Annotated in this window: 12 protein-coding genes; 2 read left to right on the top strand and 10 right to left on the bottom strand. The window is 58.9% G+C overall.

Features of this window, described 5'->3' with window-relative positions; genetic code table 11:
• Positions 1–1,435 precede the first annotated feature (1,435 nt).
• The 10 genes from Pan189_RS09285 to Pan189_RS09240 all read right to left on the bottom strand — a co-directional run bounded on the left by Pan189_RS09285 (position 1,436) and on the right by Pan189_RS09240 (position 19,760).
• On the bottom strand, positions 1,436–6,514 hold the full coding sequence (locus Pan189_RS09285) for a hypothetical protein (RefSeq protein WP_145363645.1): 5,079 nt from the start codon (positions 6,512–6,514) through the stop codon (positions 1,436–1,438).
• A 311-nt stretch (positions 6,515–6,825) separates the two neighbouring features.
• Positions 6,826–8,436: a PulJ/GspJ family protein gene (locus tag Pan189_RS09280; RefSeq protein WP_310821283.1), complete on the bottom strand. Its 1,611-nt coding sequence runs from the start codon at positions 8,434–8,436 to the stop codon at positions 6,826–6,828.
• Positions 8,437–8,457: 21 nt separating this feature from the next.
• A complete protein-coding gene (locus Pan189_RS09275) occupies positions 8,458–9,768 on the bottom strand; it encodes a hypothetical protein (RefSeq protein WP_145363643.1) in 1,311 nt (436 codons plus the stop codon).
• Positions 9,769–10,025: 257 nt separating this feature from the next.
• Positions 10,026–11,198 carry a pilus assembly FimT family protein gene (locus Pan189_RS09270; RefSeq protein WP_145363642.1) on the bottom strand — a complete coding sequence of 391 codons (1,173 nt, stop codon included), beginning with the start codon at positions 11,196–11,198 and terminating at the stop codon, positions 10,026–10,028.
• Positions 11,199–11,261: 63 nt separating this feature from the next.
• Positions 11,262–12,146 (bottom strand): type II secretion system protein, encoded by an 885-nt coding sequence (locus Pan189_RS09265; RefSeq protein ID WP_145363641.1) that lies wholly within the window; start codon positions 12,144–12,146, stop codon positions 11,262–11,264.
• A gap of 56 nt (positions 12,147–12,202) precedes the next feature.
• On the bottom strand, positions 12,203–13,168 hold the full coding sequence (locus tag Pan189_RS09260; protein WP_145363640.1) for a type II secretion system protein: 966 nt from the start codon (positions 13,166–13,168) through the stop codon (positions 12,203–12,205).
• 215 nt (positions 13,169–13,383) lie between these two features.
• Positions 13,384–14,646, bottom strand: coding sequence for a type II secretion system F family protein (locus Pan189_RS09255; protein ID WP_145363639.1), 1,263 nt, complete (start codon positions 14,644–14,646; stop codon positions 13,384–13,386).
• A 200-nt stretch (positions 14,647–14,846) separates the two neighbouring features.
• The gene (locus Pan189_RS09250; RefSeq protein ID WP_145363638.1) at positions 14,847–16,553 is read right to left on the bottom strand and encodes a GspE/PulE family protein; all 1,707 of its coding nucleotides are present in this window, start codon (positions 16,551–16,553) and stop codon (positions 14,847–14,849) included.
• A gap of 185 nt (positions 16,554–16,738) precedes the next feature.
• On the bottom strand, positions 16,739–17,866 hold the full coding sequence (locus Pan189_RS09245; protein ID WP_145363637.1) for a type IV pilus twitching motility protein PilT: 1,128 nt from the start codon (positions 17,864–17,866) through the stop codon (positions 16,739–16,741).
• 190 nt (positions 17,867–18,056) lie between these two features.
• A complete protein-coding gene (locus Pan189_RS09240) occupies positions 18,057–19,760 on the bottom strand; it encodes a GspE/PulE family protein (protein ID WP_145363636.1) in 1,704 nt (567 codons plus the stop codon).
• Between the two features lie 387 nt (positions 19,761–20,147).
• On the opposite strand from Pan189_RS09240, the gene rpsL reads away from it, so the two are divergent.
• Both rpsL and rpsG read left to right on the top strand, forming a co-directional pair.
• Complete coding sequence (rpsL, locus tag Pan189_RS09235) at positions 20,148–20,519, top strand: 30S ribosomal protein S12 (protein WP_145363635.1); 372 nt, start codon at positions 20,148–20,150, stop codon at positions 20,517–20,519.
• Positions 20,520–20,629: 110 nt separating this feature from the next.
• Entirely contained in the window at positions 20,630–21,103 is a 474-nt protein-coding gene (gene rpsG, locus Pan189_RS09230) for a 30S ribosomal protein S7 (protein ID WP_145363634.1), read from the top strand.
• Positions 21,104–21,111 lie beyond the last annotated feature (8 nt).

Raw genomic sequence — 21,111 nt, 5'->3', positions numbered from 1 at the left:
AACACGATTTGGGAGAATCTGCTGAAAATCGGTCAATCCGAACAATTCCCAACCCGCCTCTCCCACAAGCCGAGGCTCCTGTGAGCCGCTCGGGTGCCGGGGGCGTGTCGCCCCCGCAGTGTACGGTCGGCGATCCCCTTGAACAGCGACCATTTCAACAGTGACCACTTCAACGGGGACAAGCCACGAGAACCCATTCCCCCTCTAAACCGCTTTCGATCCGCACTTCTCAGGAAGTACGGCTTGTCTCTCACCTCTCACCTCTAAACACTCACCTCTATTGCCGCTCGGGTGCCGGGGGCGTGTCGCCCCCGTAGTGTGCGGCTTGCTCACCTGTTGCACGATATCCACACGGGTCCTCCAGCGACAAGTTTTCGATGCCTTTGCAAGCGGAGAAATTGGCTCACACGGGTGACCCGGCCGACATGTCGGCCGGGTCGCGCAGCGACAAGATGCCGTTCGAAAAACTATCGAACCGTGGAAACGACTCACTCCATTGTAAGTTTCCCGAACAGCATCGTGTGCCTGTCGGCACCCGGCCGAATATCGGCCGGGCTACCCGATGATTATTGAATATGGCTTGTTATTCTTCGTGTTTTGAGTTCAGAGCCTCATTTGCTGTGATTCGAGATCGAAAGAAAAATCGGACGCGCCCGACGGTTTGCCGCGGCAACTTCCGCCGCGTGAACGGCAGCAAAGTGCTGCGATCACCGGCGGGGTGATAAGAGGTGGTGCACCAGTCCTCTAACCTATTGATTCGGGTTGCGCCATGTGCCGAGGGCGTGTCGATCCCGTTGGCTAGATTTGGCTCATGCCTTGCATCGCGACCATTGCGAAGCTCGAAATCCTGTCGGGAAACTCGTCGGTGCAAGAAGCTCACGAACACCCAGATGCGGGGGCGACACGCACCCCGGCACCCCTTATGAAGTCATATTCGCGACGACTTCCCCACAAGCCGAGGCTCCTGAGAGCCGCGGGCCGAACGCACGTTGCGAGTGGAATGGTCTATATAGCGTTTCCCCGTGTTCGATCCGCACTTCTCAGGAAGTACGGCTTGTCTCTCACCTCTCACCGCTAAACACTCACCTCTATTGCCGCTCGGGTGCCGGGGGCGTGTCGCCCCCGTAGTGTGCGGTCGGTGATCTCCTTGAACAGCGACCATTTCAACAGTGACCACTTCAACTACGAAACCTGTCGGATCAGCCGATTGTGCAAGATATCAGCAGGCGCCCTGATGCGGGGGCGACACGCACACCGGCACCCCTTATGAAGTCATATTCGCGACGACTTCCCCACAAGCCGAGGCTCCTGAGAGCCGCGGGCCGAACGCACGTTGCGAGTGGAATGGTCTATATAGCGTTTCCCCGTGTTCGATCCGCACTTCTCAGGAAGTGCGGCTTGTTGACTCTCACCTCTCACCGCTAAACACTCACCTCTATTGCAGCGTCTTGCGATGCAGCACCAGATTCCGCCAGTTGAACTCCGGATTGCCGTCGCTGTCGCGGGCGAAGCTGAACGTTGCGTTGCCGCCTGCCGCCAGGTTCGGATCGAGCGGCAAATCAGACTCCTCCAGCGATTCGAGAGCCAGGGTGCGATCGATCACGAACACCGCCCGATTCCCCGGCGAGGTCGGCAGCTTCCCGCCGATCTGTACCACATTCGGGGTTGATGGGTTCGTATCATGGTCGCGGCTGACCGCCTCGAAGAAATCGACTTTGATGAAGACCACGAACGCGTTGCTCCGCGTCGTCGCATTCTGCAGCACCTTGCCGAGCAGTCGGTAGCGGGTGGAGAAATCCAAGTCGTCGATGCCGTCGGTGTTGTGATCGAATTCATGATCGTGCTCGTCGGCATCGCCCAGTTCGAACAGCCCCCGAGGAAGCACTCCGTTAAAGTCATCGCCCGGCAGCCGGCGCAATAGCGTCTGCCCAAGGCTCGCCGCATAGTCGATCCCCGAGCCGTCGTACTTCAGCGGATCAGCAAACCCGCGGAAGGGACCGGCGTAGTCGGCACCCACGGTTCGCGATGGCAAACCGGGTAAGTACAGGGACCCGGAGACCGGGTCGAGCCCGTCACGAGCTGAAATCAGACTGTTCCACCAATCGCGGGCATTCGTCGTGCCATCAAAAGTTTCACCAGAAGTCGAACGCAGACCGACGACCGAGCCGTAGTTATAAAGCCCGGCCACGTCCGTATCATCCAGAATACCGCCGAGCACATGCGGATGGCGGAGCGTGTTGACGTTGATCTTTCCGAACTGCCGGAACCGCTCACGCGATCCGGCCGACCCGCTGAAGGCCGCGGTGCCGATCGGTTCGACGAACCACGGATAGTCGGAATCGTAGTTCCCGTACGACGACGGAATCTCGAGGAACTGCAGCATCCGGAACCACAGGTTGGTCTGCAGCGATTCCCCCGACCCGACCCGTCCGTCCGAGGTGATCGAATTGACCCCAAAACTCGTCTGGCCGTCCGGATACAGGAACCGCGCCGCCGCGATGTGGCGACGGTCAATCACGTTGTTATCGGAGAGCTGAACGGTCAACTCCGCCGGCCCGTATAACGGCACCTGCAACAGGTCAGCCAACGTCGACATCGGCCGATCGTAGTGCGGCTGCCAGACGGTGTACTTATTCGGAGCCCGATCGTTCGCCAGGTTGAAGTCGTGCGAGTTGACGTCGGTCCCGGTCGGGAAGTTGGCATCGCTCGGTGCGCCACGCTTCAGTGCCCGGCTGCGATTCGTGCTGGTCACGTCCTGTAATTTACTCGCCAGACTTTCGGGCGTCGCCGGCGGTGAGTTGGGGTAAGACGCGTACATCCCGGTATCGAGATTGTCGTCACCGTACAGCAATGCCAGTGCGTCGACGTCGACCTCCATCTCGTCGACCACAATCCACGGGTTGTCGTAGTTGGTCGCGTCGTCGGCGATGTCGGCCGCGACTGTCGGAACGTTCCGGACCGGATTGGCCCGGCGACGCAGAACGAATTTCACCGAAGTCCCGGAATCGAGCGTGTCGAGGTCGGGAGCGACGAACCGGATGAAATTCACGCCGCGAGCTTCGGCCGAGCCCGTAAATGCGTTTCCGACCTCCGGCGTCTCCAGATAGGTCTCCGACGTGTTTGAATCCTGATTAATTTCGTAGAGCGTGCCGTCAACCAATAGATCGAGGTCGAGCGGGCTATTGTAAGGAACGAATGAGTTGGTCGGATTCGTCCCACCGAACGACAGATCGTCGAAGTCGGTCACGCCAGCTTTAAGCTGCGTGAAGTCGACGAACATCCGGCTGTCGGCCGTACCGGTCGTCGCGGCATTATTAAGCTCGGCCGCATCATCGGGCGAGACCCGCTCGATTCTGTTGGAACTGGAGTCGGTCGCCCCGATCGTATAGAGCCGATTGTTCGACCCGAGCACGCTACCATCGGTGAGTGTTGTGTAAGTCTCTTCGGCACCGACCTCGCTGGTGACGGTCACGATCTGCCAGTCGCCGTTGAGGTCGAGATCACCGGCGGCGGTCCCCGGCCCGCAAAGCTGCAGCTCCAGATAAGCAAACCAGTGCGGTTCTTTCTCGAACCACGACGTCATCGGGTGGTCTTTATCGGAACCGGAATCATTGATCTTCCGCGTGGCGACGACCATCGCTTCATTCAGATTTAATTCCTGAGCCTCAACCCCGTAGACGACTTCGCGGTCGGTGTCGGCGTTGTCGACATAGCCGTTGTCGTTAAGGGTGTAGCCGTTCGACAGATCGGTGTCGTATACGAAGACGGTCGAGATATTATCGGAATCGGCTGCGTCGACCATATTGACGGCAAACTGCGCCATCTCCCGGAGGCGTTCATTAATCGTGGTACTGCCGTCCGGGTCTGGATGGACGCTTCCCGACGGCGCCACGAGCGGCTGAAAACCGGGCTCCGCATTTAATGTATAAAGTAGAACGTAAATATCCCGAGCCAGGTTCTGCCGATCGCGGCGAGCGTGCCACTCCTGCAAGGCCGGGTTTCCGGCAACGTTCCACGACCGCTGACCGTTCAGCGCCGCCGAGGCATCGGGAATCCCGAACGTCGTGGACGGAACTGTCAATTGGCTCGCCAAATCGGCTGACGACAACCCCGTCGCGGGGTGAGTCATGAGCGGTCGCAACACGACTTCGCCATTGGTATTGGCCGCCGCGACAAGGTTCGGGCTGATCTTCCGCAGCATCCGCAATTCATTTCGGTCTCCCTGCTTCGCGACCGGATCGACGTCGTGCCGGAGCAGCTCGCGGACTTCTTGCCGAAATGGTTCCCGCGGATCGCCCACGGGCGGCCCACCTCCCGCACGCGGCGGAAAGTCGTCGAAGTTCCCGTCACCATCCCATTCGCCGGTGTAGAGAAATTGATTGCTTACAACCGAAGGTGTCGCCAGCAAACCATCCATCTTGCTAAACCCATGCGCCTTCACATCCGCACTCGTCGCCGTCAGGCGGCTGCGGATGTCATCGGCAGTGGTCGCTTCCTTAAGACTAAACGGCGCGACCGACTGCACGCGGCCGACGGTATTGGTTTGATCAAGATCGGTCTGCGAGGTGTGCAGCACCGCGGTTTCGTCCGGCCCGTAAATCGCGTCGGAGGAGTCACCGACCGTCAGCAGAGTTTCGCCCGGATCGTCGGTCAGAATGTATTTCAGCAAGCCATCGCCGCCGGTGAACAAATCACCGGTTGAGTCACCGATACCGTACAACGGGCCCGTCGCTGAAATCGAGATAAGCGTACTGTTGAACGCGTTCCCCCAACCGATCACGCCGCCACCGCCACTGATTCCCGACAGGGTCCAATAGTTGGCGTATCCGGGGAAGCGAAACTTCCCGGCATCGGTCTGAAACAACCGGCCTTTGCCGTTCGATCCTGACGCAATATCAGTGCCCTCACCCCGCGGATCGACGGGATGCCGGTGCGGCAGGGTCGCCGCGATGGTGCTGGGGAAGACGACATTGTTCGTGTCGGAAGCCGCCGACCCGAAGGCCGCGTTGCCGTCATCATCTTCCGTCGGTTCGCCCGGCAGGGGGAAGCCGTTGGTATTCACGTTTTCGTAGCCGTTCCGCAGCCGCGTCGGGTCGCCCCAGCGGCCCAGAACCAGGCTCAGGATGTCGCCCGTCGCCGTGTCGAGTTCGGGCCGCCCCGTCAGCAACCACCACCACTCCAGGTTCGCCATCTCGGCAATGCGAGTTTGTGCCGTGGCCGCTCCGCTGCCTTCGCCGATCTGTCGATCAGCGGGGCCACCACTATGAATGCCGAGGTAGCGCCGGTGCTGCGATGTATCGGCCCCGTTCGGGTCGGCATCGAAGGCCCATGTCGGATTGACCTCATGCGGCGAGCGCCCGATGTTCGACTGTGAAATCGACTGCCCGCCGCCGAAGTCCTGGCTATTAAGTGTTGTCGTGTTGTCGAGTCGAATGTCACCGTACGCGTTGCCGTGGACGTTCAGATTAAATAACGCATCGAGGTCATACACCGTGATCGCGAACAGCGGGACATAGGTGATCGACCCGTCCGAGGTCTGCTGCACCGGGAAGTCGAGATCCAGCCAGACCGCCTCTTTCACGCCATCGCCATCCGGGTCGGCGTCGAAGTCATAGGTCGAAGAAGTGCCGCCATTCTCCCAATGCCCTTCGCTCCAGCCGGCCGGTCGAAATGTGAAGACGCCGGCCGTCGGAAATAGGGCCGGATTCTGCGGGAAGCGATCTTCACCCGAACGCGTCCCGTCATTCAGATACGCGATGTGATCAGCATGAGGCCGCATCACCCGGCTCGACAGAGCCGCCGTGTTGTACCAGGTGGTCGAATCCGGATCAGCCGAACTGCGCAGATACTGCGGCCGGTGAAACGAAGGAATGATGACTTCTTGGCCGGTCGACGGCTCAATGCCCCGATAGGCCAGAAACGGGGAATTAATATCGGGATAGGTGTAGTTAACGTCGGGCTGTGGCAGGCGGGTGCTGGTGAGTGCTCCGGTCGTCAGCTGATCGTCATCCGCATCACCGCGGTTGTTGGCGACCGGGGATTGATTTAATTCCAGCGCAAACTGCGTGCTCGCGCCGTCGGGCGAACCGTTGTAGTCGGCATCCACCGAGGGAACCGCGACGGTACCGCTCGTGTCCATGACAAGATTGACGCCGCCGCCGTCGAACGGTTGCAGGTCGGTGCCCACGAGTGTGGCCAGCAGGCTGGCCCGGCCGCCCCACAGGGCCGAGTTATAAAGACCGTCCTCCGGGCCGAGGATCAGTTGCTCCAGCGCGTGATCGAACAGCGCGGTCGCATCGAGTTCCAGCGACCGCGGTTCCTTCGCCGTTTCAGCGAAGTACTGGGCACTCTGCTCCTCCTGCGAGGCGATCGTGAAGAACACGAACCCCAGGATCAGCATCATCCCCAACAGCCCCAGCACCACCACAATCACGCTACCGCGTCGCGGCGACCCACAGGGTCCTTGTGCCTGCGGCGGCAGGTGGTGACTTATTGATGCATTTAGTGATCGCATTGGTTTTGTCCGTAGTCCAAGGCATTGGCCCGCCGAGGACGTTAGTTCTTAAAACGCTTTTCGCCGTCCGCCGTCAACAACCCGAGAAGCGGTTTCAAATCGCTCAACATACAAGCCCGAGGCGCAAGCCGTCGGGAAAATCGCTCGTTGATCGACCATCGGCTTGCGCCTCTGGCTGGTATTGAAATCACTCCGAGGCTCCTGAGAGCCGCGGGCCGATCAAGAGAGCGACCTGCGAGAACCATTTTCCGCCGCTCCCCGCGTTCGATCCGCACTTCACAGGAAGTGCGGCTTGTTGAACTCTCACCCCTTCAATCCACCAGCGACTGTGTAATCGTCACCTGCTTAATTTGCTCGCTTGACGGGTCTTTGAAGACGACGCGAATTTGGATGGCTTTGAGGGCCTCTTCGTTGCCGTCACCCAAGCCGAAGTTGGGTTGCGAATAGCGATCGCCACCGTTGTATGGTGCATATGCGGGCACTCCAATACCGTTAATCGGATCGCCAAGACCAGTCGAGGTATTCTCATTCAACGCCGGATGCCAAGTATCGTACCGCCGTCGCGAATCATCTTGAAAATCGCCGGTCGAACCGCTTCCAGAATCGAGGTTGGTCGTATTTCCATAGGTTGAATCTGCGGTCGGATTAAACGGCGTGCCATAGAAGCCGCCGCCGCCATTTCCAAGATCGACGAAAGCGGGCAGCGTCAGCCCGTCATCGAACACTTTGACGTCGAACTCCAAGACATCGGTGAGCAACAGTTCGACATTGCGTCGACCGACAAAATCATCATAGAGGTCGATTACTCCGTCGTTATCGGAATCGGTGAGATCGTTTCGTCGATAGGGGTTCGTCGTGGCGCTCGTGGTCTCGCCGGGATATCGAAATGTGTCGTCAGCCGTTTCCCGTTTTAGAAACCGTCCAAGAAACGGTCCGCTGTTGGTGGCGTTGTCGAGATATTCCCGCGGCGCGCCTGATAGAACCGCAAGTGACGAGCCGTATCGCAAGTGAGGCAATCCCAAACTCGTCGGGACATCAATCGGCGGTGACGTGCTGAGACTGACGACGCCCCCACCCCCGCCGCCGATATCGTTGCTCAACGAAAAGTCGACGCTGTGAAACTTAGTCACATTTGTGGATGTGTCATAAAACGCCGCGTAATCGAAGTCCCGCCAGAACACGCCCGAATAACCGTTGGCGGTATCGGGTTGATTGGGCCCCGCCGGGTAAGCCAGCGGATCAGTCGAGTAGCTGAAGGCACTGCTGCTATCGACATCGCTGAAATAGTTGCCGCCACCCCCATCCTGTTTCGGCTGTCCCTGCGTGCCCGAAGCACCATCAACGTATGGATCGCGAATCAGCAGAACGGAGCGATATAAATTTTTGCCACGCAAGAAATAAACAACTTCGGCCGCCGTCGAGACGCCAACGCCGTTCACCGTGGAAACGCCGTCATCAAACTCCGGCTGATCCAACGCATCTCCACCGGATGCCATGTCGGCTAATTCGGCCGTCTTACCGAAAATGACATCATCGCCGGTCGTTTCAATCGTGAGTGCGAGAACATCGTCGAGCGGATTGTTCGACTCATTCTCAGAGATCGAAAAATAGCCCCTGCGAAGCTCCATATCCGAAAATGAACTGGTGTTCTGACCCGGCCAGAACGGAACGACATCGCGATACGTTCGCCGTTGCAGATCACCCTGCAGCAGATTCACCAGCAGTCGTGCTCGCTGGTCGTTCTCGGCGATCCCCTTCTGCGTTTGGATCGTGGTGCCCACGATGCCGAACACCTGCGAGAACATCACCATCATCAGCATCACGAGCGCGACCGAGACGAGCGCCTCGACGAGCGTGAAGCCGCGGCGAGCGGAGTGCCCGGCTTTTTGCGGCGATTGATATTTGTTGGCGGAACGCAACACGTGACGACTCGGTCGAATAAATTAAGGTGCGATGGATAATGTGCTAAGCGGATACACCTCGACCACATTGCGAGGGAATACGGCGAGGGGGTATTCGTTATCGGCGGTACTAATTCCGTCCTTGGGATCATCGAAATCGAACCGCCCCGTCACCCGCCCCGGCTCCGTCGGGATGATCGAACTCGGGGTCAGCTTGAATTCCAGAACGCGGGCGGTGGCCGGCAGATCGAAATCGGTATCACCGTCGCCGTTCAGATCGCCCGTATTGTCGAACTCACGAACGAAGTCGCCGATCTGGTACCAGCGGAGTTCGTTTAAGTTACAGAAGTAATAGCCGCGCTTAACCGAAGGCCGATTCTCCGTCGCGGGATCATATGCGACATAGAACGGGTCATTCGTCGTCGCGCCTTCGATATAGGCATAGGGTTTTTCGTCCCACAGCTCGTTCCCGTACGGCCGTCGGAAATAAGTCACGACATCGACATTCGCCGTTTCCGAGCCGGACGATAACGTGTTTCGTCGGACCGAAAGCATCCATGTGTAGCGACGTTCGGGAAGTTCGACCCGGATTTCACCCAGATCCACTTCGGCGACATCGGTGACATCAATCGTCGTATCGCCATCAGCATCGAACACCAGCGGATACGGCAGCGGCGCGTTGAGGGTGACCTCTGTGTTGCCAGCCGAAGGTGTGTCCGTAGCGATATTCGTCACGGTCCGGCTCACTGCGCGCGAGCCGTTGCCGTTAAAGACCGTGATTCTTAAGTCGGTGCCATAATCTGCGATGCCATCGACGGTTTTAAAGATCAACCGGTGATCGGTCAGGCTAACCGGGTTAAGCGTGGTATTCTCCGCGGCAGTCGGCGCCCCCGTCACCCGTTGAAATTGCGTTTCGAAGGCATCAACAAAACTGTCCGGCAGCGTGACCGTGGACGAGGCGGCTTGCTCTTCAGCCGCGTTGACGCCATCGAAGACATCGGCCGTCGATAGAACAAAGGCGTGGCGATCGATGAGCGTGCCGAACGGAAAGAACTCATCGGGAGCCGCCCCGTCACCATCTGCGCCGTCACCATCAAGATTACTGACATCAAGCCCGAGCCGCACCGCGCCCATCGGATCGATGATGAAGCGATCACTGGGCTCGTTAAAGTCGGTGCCGTCGCCATCCGGATCGCGAAGCGGCTCCATATCCTGCATCTTAATCCACGTTTCAGCGTTGTAGCGCAGGATCGTGGCGTTGGTCATTTTCGTCGCGTGGACCGAACGCATCAGTGACAGCGGGAACAGCGTGGCGACGCTGACGACGCCGATGCCCATGATTAGAAGCGCCATGAGCACTTCAGTCAGCGTGGCACCTCGGGCGCTGCTTTGCAGCGGGGCGAGTGGCCAGAGGCGAGTGGCCAGAGTATTTGGAGACACCGACCGCGGAGCACGTTGCGCCCGCAAAACGGCTCGGCTGCTGCGAGGTCGGGTTGTCGTTCTCAGCGAGATCATTGGTTTCTCAGTTTCATTCCAGCCAACCGCCCACAAGAAATTCTTAAGACGTCCGCACAACTCATTTCTCTAGCCACTCGACTCTGGCCACTAGCCTATTTCGCGACCTCTCCCGTCTCCGCGAAGAAGAACGGGTCGGTCCGCAGCGGCGGGCTGCCCGTGATCGTGACATCGATCGGCGAGCTGAAAGCCGCCCCGGTTTGTGTCGCCAGCGTCATTAAGATTTCGTCGCCGGTGCGCTCGATCGCGTTCGCATTCGTGGTGACGACAGGGTCGCCGGTGGTCCGGTCAATCACTTGCTCATCGACCGTGAAGCCGAGCGCGACATCTTGCAGGTCCGCTAAAACGAAGGTGATTAAACCCTCCGCCGAAAGGCTGCCGTAGACCGTGCCGCGTGGGGAAAACAGCACGTCCATCTTGTCAGAATACGCGATCGTATCATTACGCCGAGCCGTTCGGCTCGCGCTGCCGTCGCCGCCGTCGCTGACGATCGTTCGCCAGCTATCGGGCAGCGAACCCATGACGTACATGCTCGCCAGGTCAATCACGACGCCCGAAGGCAGCAACCGAGGCTCTTCGTTCTGAAGGATCTCCGGGGCCAGCAGGAGTTTGTATTCGTAGTTAGTTGCCGTGTTGCCGGCGTAATCTCGCGTCAACGCCACTCCAGTCAGATCGGTGCTGGCACTGGGCGGTCCGCTCACGTTAAGGACGACGGTCGACCAGTGCTCGACATCGCTGACGGGATCAATGACGGCCAATCGGGTCCCGTTGACAAGTAACCCGCGATCGTAAAGCGATTCCCAATCCGCGCTCCAGCCCAACGTTCGATTGTCGCCGGTGTCAACTTGAATCCGCCCCTCCGTAAATGCCCCGAGGACCCCCACGAACACCATGCTGCGGCAGTAGTCGCCGTTTTCGTCTTTAATAAACCGCACGCCCATCGGACGGGGTTCGGCGCTGCGTTTACTGGAGAAGATCGCGCGGTCGCGGCCGCCGGCGAGCATGCTTTGCAATTGCCGTGCGCCGCCGCGGACGCGGTCGCCGTCGATCGTGGAACTGACGACCGTGAAGGTGGCCGTCATCAGGATCATCACGATCACCGTGACGACGAGCAGTTCGATCAGGGTGAAGCCGCTGCGGTCAGAGGCGAGTGGCGAGAGTCTAGAGATTAGAGGAAGGGAGAAGCGGGCGCGACGTTGAGCGGCCGGGAACTTGGCCCGCGGCCGACTGCCGTCGCTGCGTCGTATTGTGTGCTGAATGCTTCTCATCGTTCTTCGTTCGCTCGTTGAATTTCGCCTGCTCTTCTCTAGCCACTCGCCTCTGGCCTTTCACTAATCTCCCGCGGCGAGTGCGAGGTTGCTCAGGTTGTCCTGCACGGCTTCGGCATTTTCGATGGCGGCGAGGTGGCCGGAGTTGGCCACGGCTCCCGGTTCGAACAGACCGAGATTCTGATCCGGCCCAGCCGAGACGACCAAGGGCGCATGCCAGGTGTCTTTGTCGTGATAATTCGACGGATTAAGCGTTCCGATGCTGCCGCGCGGATCATCAGGATCGCGGTCAAGCGACTCTTCCGACGGGGCCGAGGGAATCAGCACAATGAACGCCGTCTGACGGGCATCGCCGTCGAATGCAGAATTGGTAACGACATCACTGGAATCGGTGATGTCGTCATTGTCTCCGCCCGGTTTCACCAACCGGGTCGGCCAGCGGTAGTACCTCAGCGGCTGATCCCAAGCGTCGACGAACTCCATGTTGCCGTCGCCGTCGATGTCAGAGATTTCCGCGGCTGTGAAGCCGTCGGTATCGACTTCCTCAACTCCGAACGACTCGCCCTCGGTGAGCATCTTGTAGAGGACTTCTTCATGCAAATCGAAGGTGCCCGCGTTGTAGCCGCCTTCGGCCGCCGTCATCGGGAAGTATTGACGGAAAAGATCTTTCCGCTGAATCGGCGTGAGGGGATTTTGGCCCTTAGTTCGCCGAATTTCGTCCTGCTCGGTGATGAATCTCTCGAACCCGCTGATGCGGCGATTGAGGATGCCCTGAATTTTTTGCAGCGTGGTCTTCGTCGCGGCTTCTTTGGCCTGTGCGATGAATCCGACTGAGGCGACGGTGACGAGCGTGAACAGGACGGTGATCACGAGAATGACCGCCAGCAGTTCGAGGACGGTAAATCCTCGTCGACGTCGGCAGGCCGGATTGAGGTCGTTTGAGCGCATCAGTTGTTTCAAGAGTAAGGACCGAACGGCAGACGTCCCGTGTGGTCGGACGGCGCTTAGCCGCCGAGGGTGCCGCCATCGGAAAAGTTCGTAATGTTGTCCCGATCGGCTTCGATCAGCGTCGAGGTATCGTCCGGGTTGTACACGCCGCCCAGACCAAAGTTCTGATCAATGCCGGAGGAGATAATCTGGTACGACTGCGCCTTCCAGTGCGTGCCATTCGCGGTTTGACGATACGGGCCGCTTTCGAAAACACCTGCGCTCACTTCACGAACAAGCGCGGGCACGTCGCTATTGGCCTGAGCGGCGACAGCCGTCGCACCGGTTCCGACCTCGTAGCCCGCCCCTTCCCACGAACTGGCGTAGAGGTAGGGCTGGGAGCTTGAAGGAAAACCGTCGAGATAAACAAAGGTGTCGTAGGTCACCCCACCGATGACGCCGCTTGTTAGCCGACCCGCATCGAACTCGTAGAAAGGACCGATGCGTGATCCGGATGACGCACTGGCTGGCTGCTGAAACGGGTTTTTCGGGTTCTTCGAGAATCCGATCATCTCAGTCGTAGCCGCACCGCCGCTCACCCTTGGTACCCCCCCGAGAAAAAACACGAGGCACTGCGCGCCATTCAACTCTCGAGACCCGTTCCCCGCGGTCTTCATGATCTGGGCGTCAACCAAGCTTTGCTCCAAAGCAGCATCGATACTGATTTGCGGGAACATGCTTCTCAGCACTGCAAGCGTTTCGTTCGACCAAGTTCCATTCTGCTCTGGAAACGTGATATGGCTCGGTGGAAACGCCCCGAACTCGTTCTTGAAGGTCGACAAGCCCGTATCGAGACCTGTGATTTCAGCCCGCACCTTCGCGTTGCGGGCGACCCGCATCGCGGCTCCGACTGACGGGATGATCAGGGCCATCAGGATCAGGATGATCACGATTACGCCGAGCAGTTCGATCATCGTGAAGCCAGCTCGCGAGGAGCCGCGATGGCGATCGAAGGGTCGCGAAAGTTCGTTGAGCGCTTGCATGGGTAGTGATCTCCTGGCAGGGCTAAAAAACCGTTTGCCCGGCGCCATAAGTGTCAAATTCCGTTCCGAAACCGGCCAATCACACTGAATCAGCCGCAACCTTCTATTCAATAGAGCCTTACGGCGAACGCGGCAAAATCAGACAACCACCGAGGCATGCCGCGTTCTGCAACACACACCTTCGGCCCCCTGTTCGATTTTGCACATTCATCCACTCACGAAAGATCGTTGAGCAGCTTGATCAGCGGCAGGAAGAGGGCGATCACGATGAATCCCACGATCAAACCGAGCGCTACGACCATCAGCGGTTCGAGCATCTTGATCAGGCCGTCGACGAGCGTCTGAACCTCTTCGTCGTAAACGTCGGCGACCTTGTAGAGCATGTTGTCGAGCGCACCGGTCTCTTCCCCGACGTCGACCATGTTGACCACGATGTCGTCGACGATGCGGGACTCTTTGAGCGGGACCGCCATCGATTCCCCCTCGCGGATGGCCGCGTAGATGTTGTCGAAGGCCCGCTTGAAGACCGCGTTCCCGGCGGTGTCTCTGGCAATGAGAATGGCCTCGAGAATCGGCACCCCCGCACCGATCAACGTCCCCAGGGTCCGGCATAAACGGGCGACGGTCGCCTTCTCGATAATCTTTCCTAACAACGGTATGCGCAGCGATATCCAGTCGACGATATAGGCTCCCGTCTTGTTCTTCTTGACGATCTTGATGAACAGCCAGAAGGCGAAGGGAATCGCCGGGAGCAGATAGAAGTAGGTGACGACGAAGTCGGACGTGTTGATCAGAGCAACCGTCATGCCCGGCAATTCGGTGCCGAAGCCCTCGAAGATCGCTTTGAACTTCGGGATGATCCAATACATGATGAAAAAGACGATGAGCGACGCGACGGTGATCACACACGCCGGGTAAATCATCGCCCCCTGCACCCGCTTCTTCAGGCTCTGCGACCGCTCTTTGAAGTCGGCCAGACGTTGCAGAATTAACTCGAGCGCGCCACCGGCCTCACCGGCTTTGACCATATTGACGTAGAGGTGGTCGAAGGCCTTGGGCTGCTTCGACATCGCCTCGGAGAGCGTGGCTCCACCTTCGATGTCTTCGATGACCCCCATCAGGGAGTTCTTGAGCGCCCCCGGTTTGGACTGACCTTCCAGAATGCGAAGACTTCGCAGAATCGGCAGGCCGGCATCCTGGAGCGTCGAGAGCTGACGCGTGAAGGCGGTCAACTGCTTGGCCCCCACGCCTCCGATAGTGAAGGTCTTTTTGGCCTGCGGGCCCTTCTTTTTCGAGCCGGCAGCCCCGCCCTTGGCCGCGTCCTTCTTCTTTTTCTTTCGATCTTTCTCGGTGATCTTGGTGACGTAGAAGCCTTTTTCGCGAATCGCAGCCGTGGCTTCGGCTTCGGTCGCGGCTTCAATCGTTTCCTTGATCTCGAGGCCGGTGTTATCCATGGCCTCGTACTGAAAAGTCGGCATCGCAATCCTCCGCGGGCGTTCGTCGCCGGGTCGGTCCCGGGTCGTCGATCTTTGTCAGCCGGTGATGTGGGGAGTTTACCCGCTCATGTGAGCGTCGTCTGAAGAGTTCATTAAGTTCGGTCTCCCCGGGTGGGGAATTCTTGACGAAACGGCAACAACCAGTTGCAGCTTCAATCTGTGTTTCAACCTGTGCGAATCAGTCACTCGACGTCTTCCACGACGGTTTCCCGCACGACCTCGTCGATCGTGGTGAGTCCGTCGAAAATCAGTTTCAGTCCCGCTTCCCGCAATGTCGTCATTCCCTGGCTGCGGGCGAAGCTCCGTATGTCGTCAACCGAGGCCTCGGAACTGACGAGATCGCGGATGTCATCAGTGATCTCCAACAGCTCGTAGATCCCGGTCCGGCCTTTGTATCCCGAGTTGTTACAGGTGGGACAACCCTTGCCGTAATAGAAACGGTACTGCCGGGCCTGCTCAATCGGCAACTGCAACTCCATCAGAAGTTCGTCGCTCGGCTCGAATTCCGTCCGGCATTCGACGCAGATGCGACGGACCAACCGCTGGGCGAGAATCGCCTCGACCGTCGCGGTGATCAGGAAGGTCGGCACCCCCATATCGCGAAGACGCGTGATCGTCGTGGGGGCGTCGTTGGTGTGCAGCGTGCTGAAGACGAGGTGTCCGGTCAGCGCACTTTGGATCCCGATCTCAGCGGTTTCGTAGTCTCGAATTTCCCCGACAAGAATCACGTCGGGATCGTGCCGCAAAATCGCCCGCAGGCACGCGGCAAAGGTCACGCCGATATCCGCGTTGATCGGGCACTGGATCAACCCGTCGATGTCGTATTCGATCGGGTCTTCGGTCGTGATGATCTTGTCGGAGATCGTATTGAGTTCATTCAGTGCCGAGTAGAGCGTCGTCGTTTTGCCGGACCCGGTCGGCCCGGTCACCAGAACGATCCCGTTCGGCCGTTTGATGATGCGGCGGAATCGGGCGAGCGTGCCGGCATCCATTCCGATTTTGTTCAGGTCCAATTGCACGACGGTCTTGTCGAGCACTCGCATGACGACGCTCTCGCCATAAAGCGTTGGCAGCACACTGACGCGAAGGTCGACCCGGTTCCCGCCGACGTTCAGCTCGATACGACCGTCCTGCGGCATGCGGCGCTCGGCGATGTCGAGCTCGCTCATGACCTTGATGCGGGAGATAATCGCGTTCGCCAAGTGCCGCGGCGGGGGGACCATCTCGTAAAGCTGGCCGTCGGCCTTGACGCGAATTTTGAATTCGTCTTCGAACGGTTCGAAGTGAATGTCGCTGGCTTTGTCTTTGATCGCCAGCAGGAGCACCATGTTGAGCAACTTGCGAATCGGGGCGGCATCGGCGAGCTCGTCCGGATCCGTCAGGTCGATCATGTTGCTGTATTCGTCGCGCTCGTCGGCGCTCTCGAGCGCCGTAATCACGTCTTCGATGCTGTCTTCGTGGCCGGTATAGGCGGTGGAAATCGCCTCTTCGACCTGCTTCGGCGTCGAGACGGCGCCGCGGACTTCGACCCCCAAAAAGTTTCGCAGGTCGTCGAGCACTCCCAGATTCTGCGGCTCCGCCATCGCGACCGTCAGGATGTCTTTCTGCAAAGAGAACGGCATCACCTTGTAGATTTCAGCCATCGTCTGCGGGACGAGTTCGAGCACCTTGGCCGAGATCGTCGTCTCTTCGAGATTGACGACGCTCATCCCGAACTGTTCGGCGAGAGCCTCGGTCACCTGATCTTCGGTGACAAAGCCCATGCGAATGGCGACCTGACCGATCACCTCGCCGGCGCTCTGCTTTTGTTCCTCCAGCACGTCCCAAAGGTGATCTTCGGTGAGATAACCGAGGTCGACGAGGATCTGTCCGAGGCGGCGTTGGGCCATGAAAAGCTCTCTGCTGTCAGCTTTCGGCTGTCAGCGTGTTCCAGAGGTCATTCGAAAGTTGCTGCAACTACGGAAAAACACATTCGGCCGCGTCGTGCGAGTCATCAATGTTCGAGAACGTTCGAGCGAAGATCGATGAATTGAAGCGGCGGGCTGATGAGTCGAAAGCCAGCCGCTTCGTTCAATCAATCTTCGTATTCGTCATCGTCGTCTTCGAGGTCTTCGTCCTCTTCCTCCTCAAGTCCCCGTTTGGCCCGCTCGATCCGGGCCCGCAATTCGCCGGGGAAGTTCGACTTCATGATCACGTCGCGTTCTTCGCACAGCTCGTTCTTCCAGAGGTCGAACAGTGCGTCATCGAGCAACTGCATCCCGAACTTGCGACCAGTTTGAATCGACGAGTTGATCCGGAAGGTTTTGCCCTCGCGAATCAGGTTCGCGATGGCGGGCGTCACGACGAGCATCTCGTAAGCGGCCACCTTGCCCTTGGGCTTTCGCGGCAACAAGGCCTGCGAAAGGATGCCGATGATCGACGTCGAAAGTTGCGTGCGAATTTGCTCCTGCTGGTTTGTCGGGAAGACGTCGATGATTCGGTCGACCGTCCCCTGGGCCCCGGTCGTGTGGAGCGTACCGAACACGACGTGGCCCGTTTCCGCCGCGGTAATCGCCGAGGCAATCGTCTCGAGGTCTCGCATTTCCCCCACGAGGATCACGTCGGGGTCCATTCGCAGGGCCCGGCGAAGCGCCTCGGGAAAGTCGGGGACGTCGACGCCGATCTCGCGCTGATTGATCGTGCTCTTAATGTGCTTGTGATAATACTCGATCGGGTCTTCAAGGGTGATAATGTGGTGCCCCTCAGACTCGTTGATGTAGTTGATCATGCTGGCAAGGCTGGTCGTCTTGCCGCTACCGGTCGGTCCGGTGACGAGGAACAACCCGCGAGGCCGGGTGATCAACTCTTTGACGACCGGAGGCAGGCCGAGCTGCTCGGGCGTCAGGAACTCACTCGGAATCTTCCGCAGCACGATGCCGATGTGGCCCCGCTGCTTGAAGACGGCGACGCGAAAGCGTGCCTTCTCCCCGAAGGCGAAACCGAAGTCGGTCCCGCCCATTTCCTGCAGTTCCTGCTGATTGCGCTCCGGCGTGATGCTCTTCATGAGCGACACGGTGTCGTCAGAAGTCAGCGACTTGGTTTCCAACCGCTTCAGGTGCCCGCTCTCGCGAACCACCGGGGGCTGACCCGTCGTGATATGGAGGTCGCTGACGTCGTTGACGACGCAATACTCGAGCAGCTTGTCAATCTGGACGGTGGCCATCGTTGTCTCGAAAAGTCCCGGTCTGATTTAGATCACGTTCGAACGTGTGAGCTCGAAGCCGTTGCCTGCCGCAGCAAGCCGTCTCGAACTCGTGCCGATCATCTGTTGCTAGTCCTCAGTATCACGTCCGCCGCCTGTAAACTTCCAGAGTACCCGCCACACGAACCGATTTCGTCGGCGCGGCTCGCAGTCAGTCACTGTCCTTTGAAAGCCGATCCACTTCCGCCAGAGACGTCAGCCCCGTCAACGCCTTGTCGCGGGCATCATCAACCAGCGTTTTCATTCCGTACAGTCGGGCTTGCCGACGGATGTTCTGTGCCGGCTCGCTGCGAAAAGTCATTTCGCGAATTGCCGAGTTCATCGTCATCAGTTCAAAGACGGCCAGTCGGCCCTTGTAGCCGGTGTGCTGGCAGTCTTTGCAGCCCTTCCCCCGAACGAATGTGCCGGTCGAGAGCTCTTCATCGGTCAGCGTGAAGTGCTGTATTTCGGAGGCATCGGGCCGGTACGGCTCTTTGCAGTTCGTGCAGACCCGCCGCACGAGTCGCTGGGCCATCACCGCCATCACGCTCGATGCGACAAGAAACGGCTGCACGCCCATGTCGATCAGTCGTGTAATCGAGCTCGGCGCATCGTTTGTGTGAAGCGTGCTGAACACCAGGTGCCCGGTCAGCGACGCCTGAATGGCCATTTCGGCCGTTTCGACGTCCCGAATCTCACCCACCAGAATCACGTTCGGTGCCTGTCGCAGCATCGCCCGAATGATCCGCGCGAAATCGAGCCCGATGTTCGCTTTGACCTCGCACTGATTGATGCCCGGCAGGTAATACTCGACGGGATCCTCGGCAGTGATGACCTTCTTATCGGGCCGGTTTAACTCGCCGAGCGCGGAGTACAACGTCGTTGTCTTGCCCGAACCAGTCGGCCCCGTCACCAGGAAGATTCCGTTCGGTCGCCGAATGATGTTCTGAAACGTGCGGTAGTTCTCTTCACTGAACCCGAGGTTTCGAATACCAATCTTGATGTTGTCGCGATCGAGAATTCGCAGGCAGATGCCCTGCCCGTGACTGGTGGGCAGCACACTGACCCGCAGGTCGAAGTCCTTGCCGTTGGTCGTCGTCTTGATCCGGCCGTCTTGCGCGCGGCGTTTCTCGGCGATGTCGATCCTCGCCATAATTTTGACGCGGGACGTGATGGCCGGCAGCAGCCGTCGCGGAGCCTTGTCGCGTTCGATTAGCTTTCCGTCGATCCGATAACGAATTCGGACGCGGTCTTCGAACGGCTCGATGTGGATATCGCTGGCCCGCATCTTGACCGCTTCGGAGATGATCAAATTGACCAGCTTCACCACCGGTGCGTTCTCATCATCTTCCTCGATCGAGTCAGCCGTGGCCTGCTTGACTTCCGTCGCACTGAAATCGATCTGCGTTTCGGTAAACTCGGCGAGCATCGAGTCGACCGATTCGGTCTGATTCTGACCGTAGGAGCGATTGATCGCGGCTTCGATCTGATCTTTCGGGGCCACGACGATGTCGATTTCCTTGGCGAGGATGAACCTCAGCTTCTCCTCGATGTCGAGCCGTGACGGATCGTGAAACGCGATACTCACGCTGCTCCCGTCCACAGCGATCGGGATAATCGTGTGCTCTCGCGCCAAAGACTCGGCGACCAGCTCCAAAGCGGCGGGCGGAATCTCCATATCAGAGAGGTCGACCATCTGGCCGCCATACTGACTCGCCTGTGCCGAGGCGACGTCGGACGGCTCGAGATATCCGAGTTGGACGAGGGCGTCGCCAGCCGAAATCCCTTTGCGTTTGGCCACCTGATCGGCTTCGGCGAGTTGATCCTCGCTGATCACGCCCTCTTTCAGAAATTTTCTGACCCAGTCTTCAGCCATGACGACCTCGCATATTCACGGATGACTCTTCTCGAAGGTCATCTCGCGTGGTTCGGAACTACCGCGAAAGCAGTTCCTGACATAATAACGTGAAAGTGAGGCGAAAATCGCCGGTGGAGATGAAATTTGAACGAATCGAGCCGCGTCCGGCTGACGCGGTCTCGCAACTCAAATCGCAATCGCCGATGCGACAGTCACGAAAGTGCTGGTTTGCACCGGTGAGGGATCACCCCGTCGTCGAGTCTCACGCCGAGATGCTGCTCTGTCAAGAAATGCGGGGCCTGAGTTACTTGACGCCTGAAACCGGCCACCCTATCCTGCCCGATTCCCGCAAGGAGTTGCGGAGACGGTCTTGATTTACCTCTTTCGGAAATCGCGTTCGACACGATGCCGACTATCAATCAATTAGTTCGAAAGCCGCGGAAGAAGAAGTCCGCGAAAAGCAAAACGCCTTTGCTCGAAGGTTGCCCGCAAAAGCGCGGCGTCTGCCTGAACGTGAAGACGGTCACGCCGAAGAAGCCGAACTCGGCTTTGCGGAAGGTCGCTCGCGTTCGGCTCTCCAACGGTAAAGAGTGCACCGCTTACATTCCGGGCGAAGGCCACAACCTGCAGGAGCACTCGATCGTGCTCGTGCGTGGCGGTCGTGTCCGTGACCTTCCCGGTGTGCGATACAAGATCGTCCGCGGCTCTCTCGATACCCTCGCAGTCAACGGCCGCCAGCAGGCCCGCAGCCGCTACGGGGCGAAGAAGCCGTCGTAGCGATCGGGAGTCTCGGGGATCGACCTTTCCGACCTGACGACTCTCCGAGCCAACTTCCGCCATCTACCAGTCATTCCCTCTACTTTTCATCAGATCGATCCGAATAGAACATGGCCAAGTCCTTCACCGCCAGTCGCACGATGCTGAAGCCGGACCCGCGATTCGGGTCGAAACTGGCCGAGAAGTTCGTCAATTGCCTGATGTATGACGGCAAAAAGAGCACGGCTTACAACGTGTTCTACGACGCTTTGGATCGCATCAAGGAAAAACTGCCGGAAGAAAGCCCGATCGACGTTTTCACGCGGGCGATCGAGAACGTCAAGCCGGCGATCGAAGTCCGGTCGAAGCGCGTCGGCGGTGCGACCTATCAGGTACCGACACCCGTGAGTGCCCGCCGTCAGCAGACGCTCGCGATTCGCTGGTTATTGGAAGCGGTTCGCTCGAAGAAGGGCCGCCCGTGCCACCTCACGTTGTCGGATGAACTTCTGGCTGCGGCAAATCGCGAAGGCGCCGCCATGACGAAGCGCGAGAACGTGCACCGCATGGCCGACGCCAACAAGGCGTTTGCCCACTTCGCTTATTAAACGACGCT

Origin of the sequence: Stratiformator vulcanicus (assembly GCF_007744515.1) — a bacterium.
Classification (GTDB): Bacteria; Planctomycetota; Planctomycetia; order Planctomycetales; family Planctomycetaceae; genus Stratiformator; species Stratiformator vulcanicus.
Note: the sequence above shows the minus strand (reverse complement) of the source record. Positions and strands in the feature narration are given on the sequence as shown.